Below are 5938 nucleotides of genomic sequence, written 5' to 3'. Positions count from 1 at the left end.
CCGCCGGCACCGGCCTCTGTCGGTTTCGATGTCACATGACCAGGCCGCCGTCGACCGCCAGGATCTGGCCGGTGACGAACGAGGCGGCGTCGGAGGCCAGGAAGACGAAAGCGCCCGCCACCTCCTGTGGTTCGGCCCAGCGCCGCATCGGAATGCGGCTGAGCATCTGCTCGGCGAACCGGGGATCGGTGCGAATCGTCTCGGTCATCGGCGTCGCCGCGGCCGGGGCCAGCGCGTTGACGGTGATCTGCTTGCGCGCGAGCTCCTTCGCCAGCGACTTGGTCATGCCGACGATGCCGGATTTGGCGGCCGAGTAGTTCACCTGCCCGAGCGTGCCGACCAGACCCGCCGACGACGTCACGTTGATGATGCGCCCCGTCCCGTCGGCCGGGAGATACGGCAGCGCCGCCTGGGTGCAGCGGAACGCGCCGAGCAGATGGATGTCGAGCATCCGCAGCACCGACTCCTCGGTGGTGGCTCCGAACATCGCGGGCTCGGTGATCCCGGCGTTGTTCACCACGATGTTGAGCGTGCCGCCACCGGCCTGTGCCGCGAGTGCGGCCGCGGCGTCGGCGGCGGCCCGGTCGCGGACATCCAGCGCCGTCGCGGTGGCCCGGCCGCCGTCGGCGACGATCTTGTCCGCCGTGGCTTCGGCTGCGCCACCGTCGATATCGGTGACGACGACGGTCGCGCCCTGCGCGGCCAGCGCGGCGGCGACGGCGGCGCCGATACCGCCGCCGGCTCCGGTGACGAGTGCCGCACGGCCGGTCAGGTCGAACAGGGTGCTGGTGTTCACAGGGCTCCTCGAACTCGGAAACGGTGGTGGAGTCGCGGATCAGACGACATCGAAGCGCACCGGAAGTGCGGTCGGCGAGCGGAAGGGCTGGCCGAAGATGTGCGGATCACCGTCGGGCAGCAGGGTTATCCCGGTCAGCCTGCGCAGCAGCGCCTCCATCGCGACCCGGGTTTCCATGCGCGCCAGGTGCAATCCGAGGCAGGTGTGAGCGCCCGCGGTGAAGCTGATGTGCGGCAGGCGGGGCCGGAAGATGTCGAACTCCTCCGACCGCTCCCAGCGGGATTCGTCGCGGTTGGCCGATCCGAGGCACAGGTCCAGCACCGCGCCCGCCGGGATGGCGACACCGTCGAGTTCGGTGTCCTCGGTGACATAGCGCTGTACCAGCGTCAGCGGTGTCTCGAACCGCAGTCCCTCCTCGATCGCCTGCGGTAGCAGACCGGGGTTGTGCTGGATCGCCGCGAACTGGTCGGGATGGGTCAGCAGCTGGAAGAGCAGATTGCCCGAGGACCGGTAGGTGGTCTCGAGCCCGGCGGGCAGCAGCAGCCGCAGGAAGGAGTAGATCGCGCGATCGGACAGCTTCTCGCCGTCGATCTCCGCGGTGACCAGATTGCTGATGATGTCGTCGGCGGGCGCGGACCGCCGGATCTCGATGTGCTCGAGAAAGTACTCCTTGAGGTCTTTGGAGGCCTGCAATGCGCGGGGCACGTTGCCCGCGTAGCTGATGATCGCCACCGCGGCTTCCCGGAAGAACGGAAGGTCTTCCTCCGGCAGGCCCAGCAGCCGGGCGATGACCCGGGTGGGGAACTCGAAGGTGAAGTCGCGCACCAGATCCGCGCGGCCTTCCGCGATGAACTCGTCGATCAGCTTGTCGCAGATCGGGCGCACGATCTCGGGCTCCCACGTCACCAGCGATTGCGGTTTGAACGCGGCCGAGACCAGGTTGCGGTGCGCCTTGTGGGTCAGGCCGTTCATCGCCAGGATCGTCGGCCCCATGAACACTCCGATGGTGGCGTCGTAGAGCTGGGTGCTGAACACCGATCCGTTGCGCAGCGCCTGATTCACGGCCGACCAGGACACGGCGGCGAAGGTGTCGGTGGGGCGCAGTTCCGCGGGGGTGCGGGAGTAGTCCATCACCGTCCCGTGGAACACACCGCCCGCGCGCCTGCGTGCCGCGAAGAACGGGTAGGGGTCATGGGGATCGGGCACCTCTGCGACCGTCGCTGCTGGGTCCTCGACGGGACTGTTCACGGATCACCTCTGACTTCGTCACGCCGAACGGCGGAGTGGACGTATTTACTGTAAGACATACAGTATATGAGTCGACACCGGTCCGGGCAATGTGGCCGGGACCGGTGCCGGTGTCCTGAGGTCAGAGCTCGACGGCCGGTCCGACCGTCATCGGCGCGACGAAACCGCCGTCGACGTGCACGTCCTGGCCGTTGATCCATCGCGAGCCGGGGCCGGTGAGGAAATCGATCACCGGCACGATGTCGGCGACCGTGGCGTGCCGCCCGATCGTGGCCTTCACGGCGTCGAGGACTTCCTTGCCCATCGACGCCTCGAAGTCGGTCAGGATCGGGGTATCGGTGGGGCCGGGGCTGATGGTGTTGACCCGCACGCCGTACTTCTGCCACGCCGACGGTGCCAGGCGCTTGGCGAAGATGATCGCGGCCTGCTTGGACGTGCTGTAGACGGGGTAGGCCGGGTCCTGGGTCCGCTGCCAATCCCGCACGGCCGCGATATCGGTGGCGGCGAGGAGCCCGGCGAGGTCGTCGATGCGCTGCTGCCAGCCGAGCGCCGCCACCGAGGCCACGGTGGCGATCGCGCCGCCCTGGCGCAGCAGGGGCAGCATGCCGGTGGTGAACAGCCGCATGCCGAGATAGTTCACCGCCAGGACGTCGTCGGCGGGTGCGGTACCGGGGACGCCGGCGACGAAAGCCAGGGCGTCCCAGTCGCCGCCGATCCGGCCGAGCAGGTCGGTGATGGCCGCCGCGTCGCGCAGATCGCAGATCTCCTGTCGCGCCGCCGGGGTGTCGCCGGGGCGCAGATCGACCGCGAGGACGTGGTCGCCACGTTCGTGGAAGTGGGTCGCGGCGGCGGCCCCGATGCCCGATCCGGCACCGACCACGACGATCCTGCGCTGCTGGGAACTCATCAACTCTACCCCTTCGTAGATGCGACAGAAGTATTTACCGAATGCTTGACAGTAAGCCCAACTATAAATCACTGTTGTGACCTAGACAACGCGCTCACCGGCGTCGGGTGACACCACCGGAGCCGGTCGGGCGAGCCGAGAATCCGAAAGGGTGCTGATGAGCATGCCGGTCGTCGACGAAGCCGCGAACGTCCTCGCGGATCCCACGGTCTACACCGATGAGAAGAGGCTGCACACCGCGCTGGCCGCGCTGCGGGCGGGCAATCCGGTGGCGCGGGTGGAGGTGCCCGACTACAAGCCGTTCTGGGCGCTCACCAAGCACGCCGACATCATGGCCGTCGAACGCGCCGACAAGCGGTTCACGAACTGGCCGCGGCCGGTGCTGATGACCGCGCGGTCGGACGAGATGCAGGCCGCGGTCGGCATCAAGACGCTGATCCACATGGACGACCCACAGCACCGGGTCGTGCGCGCGATCGCCGCGGACTGGTTCGCGCCCAAGGCCATGCGCGCGATGAAGCTGCGGATCGAGGAACTCGCCGTGCGCTACGTCGACCGGATGCGCGACACCGGCGGCGAATGCGATTTCGTCAGCGAGGTCGCGGTGAACTTCCCGCTGTATGTGATCATGTCGCTGCTCGGGGTGCCCGAATCGGACTTCCCGCTCATGCTCAAGCTGACCCAGGAGCTCACCGGCAACGACGACGCCGAGCTCACCCGGTCGACCCCGGCGGACGAGAGCATGAACGCGCTCATCGAGATGTTCGCCTACTTCCAGAAACTCACCGAATCGCGTCGCGCGCAGCCGACCGCCGACCTGGCCTCCACCATCGCGAACGCGACGATCGACGGCGAGCCGCTCTCGGACGTGGACATCGTGTCGTACTACGCGATCATCGCGACCGCGGGACACGACACCACCAGCAGCAGCATCTCCGGCGGATTGCGCGCGCTCGTCGAGCACCCCGATCAGCTCGACCGGCTCCGCGGTGACCTGGGGCTCATGCCTCGGGCCACCGAGGAGATCATCCGCTGGGTGACCCCGGTGAAGGCCTTCATGCGCACCGCGGTCGAGGATTCGGTGATCAGCGGGGTCACCGTCCCGGCGGGCGATTCGCTGCTGCTGTCGTACGCGTCGGCCAACCGCGACGAGGACGTGTTCGACGACCCGTTCCGGTTCGACGTCGGCCGCGAACCCAACAAGCACGTCGCCTTCGGGTACGGAGTGCACTTCTGCCTCGGTGCCGCGCTCGCGCGCATGGAGATCAGCAGCTTCTTCAACGAGCTGGTGCCCAGGCTGACATCGGTGGAGCTCGCCGGTGAACCCGAGCTCACCGCAACGACATTCGTGGGCGGCCTCAAGCGCCTGCCGATCCGCTTCACCCTGGATTGACCCGAGCCCCGGCCGATCCGTTCCCCGCCCCGTGTGCCCGCCGCGGCACGCTCATCAGAGAAGACAGGCCCGAAATGAACCATGCCGATACCTGGGACGAGACCCTCGACGATCTCGAGCGGCGGCGCACCCGTGTGCTCGAGATGGGTGGCCCCGAGCGCGTCGCCAAACATCGCGGCAAGGGCAAACTCGACGCACGGGCCCGGATCGAGCACCTGCTCGACGCGGGCACCTTCCAGGAATTCGGCACCCTGGTCGGCGGCACGGTCGCCGCCGACGCGATCGTGGCAGGCTCGGGGCTGATCAACGGTGTACCGGTGATGGTCGGCGCCGAGGACTTCACCACTCTCGCGGGCACCATCGCCCCCGGCAGCAACGCCAAGCGCTACCGGCTGGCCGAACTCGCGGTGCGCGACCGGGTTCCGCTGGTGATGCTGCTGGAAGGCGCGGGATTCCGGCCCACCGGCGACCACTACGGCCGTACGCCGACCGATCTGCTGGCCCAGGCCCAGTGCTCGGGCAAGGTGCCGGTGGTCACCGCGGTCCTCGGCCCCTCGGCAGGCCACGGCGCGCTGATCGCGCCCGTGGCCGACTTCGCGATCATGAGCAAGCAGGGCGCGATCTTCACCGCAGGGCCGCCGGTGGTGAAGATGTCGACCGGTGAGGACGTCTCGAAGGAGGATCTGGGCGGCCCCGACGTCGCGATTCCCAGCGGGGTCGTCCACAACGTCGGCGAGACCGACGAGGACGTCCTCGACGAGATCCGCCGCTACCTGTCGTACTTCCCGCCGAGCGCGTGGTCCTACCCGCCGGTCTACCTGGCCGACGCGTCGACGGAACCCCGTGCGACACCGGAACTCCTCGGCATCGTCTCCCGGGACAACCGCAACTCCTACGACATGCGGGCCGTGCTCGACGTGGTCTTCGACGACACCGACTGGTTCGAGGTCCAGCCCGGCCACGGCACCGCCGTCATCTGCGCGCTGGCGCACCTGGGCGGTCATCCGGTCGCCGTGGTCGCCAATCAGCCGCAGGTGCTGGCCGGGTCGATCGATGCCGACGCCGCGGACAAGGCGGCGCATTTCATCATGGTCGCCGACTCCTTTCATCTGCCGATCATCTTCCTCGCCGACAACCCCGGCATGCTGCCCGGCAGCGAGTCCGAACGGGAAGGCGTGCTGCGCAGCGGCGCGAGGATGTTCGTCGCGCAGACCGCGGCGACCACGCTGAAACTGCACGTGACGTTGCGCAAGGCCTACGGATTCGGCTCCATGGTGATGTCGCTGATCGGATTCGACGGCCAGGCGGGCACCTTCGCCTACCCCGGAGCGACGATGGGAGCGATGAGCGCGGCCGCGCTGAGCAACGCCTCGCACGCGGAGGAGGAGCTCGCCGCCGAACTGCGTGAGATGGAATTGACGGCGTCGTATCACTCGGCCGAGCACATGGGCTTCGACGAGCTCATCCGGCCGGAGGAGACCCGCAACACCTTGCTGCGGTCGCTGCAACGTGGCATCTACGCCCGGCAGGCGGCGGCGCAGCCGGTCGGGCGCACGGTCATCCTGCCCTGAACCGGGTGACGACGAAGGGGGTC

General features: G+C 68.3%; 5 protein-coding genes. 2 read left to right on the top strand and 3 right to left on the bottom strand.

The window, feature by feature from the left end:
* Nucleotides 1-31 precede the first annotated feature (31 nt).
* From ACFWF2_RS33275 to ACFWF2_RS33265, 3 genes are all read right to left on the bottom strand, one after another.
* Nucleotides 32-796 carry an SDR family NAD(P)-dependent oxidoreductase gene (locus tag ACFWF2_RS33275; RefSeq protein ID WP_379311450.1) on the bottom strand — a complete coding sequence of 255 codons (765 nt, stop codon included), beginning with the start codon at nucleotides 794-796 and terminating at the stop codon, nucleotides 32-34.
* 39 nt (nucleotides 797-835) lie between these two features.
* A complete protein-coding gene (locus tag ACFWF2_RS33270) occupies nucleotides 836-2002 on the bottom strand; it encodes a cytochrome P450 (RefSeq protein ID WP_379311449.1) in 1167 nt (388 codons plus the stop codon).
* A gap of 163 nt (nucleotides 2003-2165) precedes the next feature.
* Nucleotides 2166-2951 carry an SDR family oxidoreductase gene (locus ACFWF2_RS33265; RefSeq protein ID WP_379311448.1) on the bottom strand — a complete coding sequence of 262 codons (786 nt, stop codon included), beginning with the start codon at nucleotides 2949-2951 and terminating at the stop codon, nucleotides 2166-2168.
* Between the two features lie 157 nt (nucleotides 2952-3108).
* On the opposite strand from ACFWF2_RS33265, the gene ACFWF2_RS33260 reads away from it, so the two are divergent.
* Both ACFWF2_RS33260 and ACFWF2_RS33255 read left to right on the top strand, forming a co-directional pair.
* Nucleotides 3109-4344 carry a cytochrome P450 gene (locus tag ACFWF2_RS33260; protein WP_379311447.1) on the top strand — a complete coding sequence of 412 codons (1236 nt, stop codon included), beginning with the start codon at nucleotides 3109-3111 and terminating at the stop codon, nucleotides 4342-4344.
* A 74-nt stretch (nucleotides 4345-4418) separates the two neighbouring features.
* Complete coding sequence (locus tag ACFWF2_RS33255; RefSeq protein ID WP_379311446.1) at nucleotides 4419-5915, top strand: acyl-CoA carboxylase subunit beta; 1497 nt, start codon at nucleotides 4419-4421, stop codon at nucleotides 5913-5915.
* Nucleotides 5916-5938 lie beyond the last annotated feature (23 nt).

It is taken from the genome of Nocardia sp. NPDC060259 (assembly GCF_042728775.1).
GTDB lineage: Bacteria > Actinomycetota > Actinomycetes > Mycobacteriales > Mycobacteriaceae > Nocardia.
The sequence above is the reverse complement of the archived record's forward strand: the minus strand, read 5'-3'. Positions and strand labels throughout refer to the sequence as shown.

What these genes read in the sequence shown, in the direction of transcription:
- ACFWF2_RS33265 (WP_379311448.1), bottom strand. Translation starts at nt 2,951, where the DNA reads ATGAGTTCCCAGCAGCGCAGGATCGTCGTGGTCGGTGCCGGATCGGGC.
- ACFWF2_RS33260 (WP_379311447.1), top strand. Translation starts at nt 3,109, where the DNA reads ATGAGCATGCCGGTCGTCGACGAAGCCGCGAACGTCCTCGCGGATCCC.
- ACFWF2_RS33255 (WP_379311446.1), top strand. Translation starts at nt 4,419, where the DNA reads ATGAACCATGCCGATACCTGGGACGAGACCCTCGACGATCTCGAGCGG.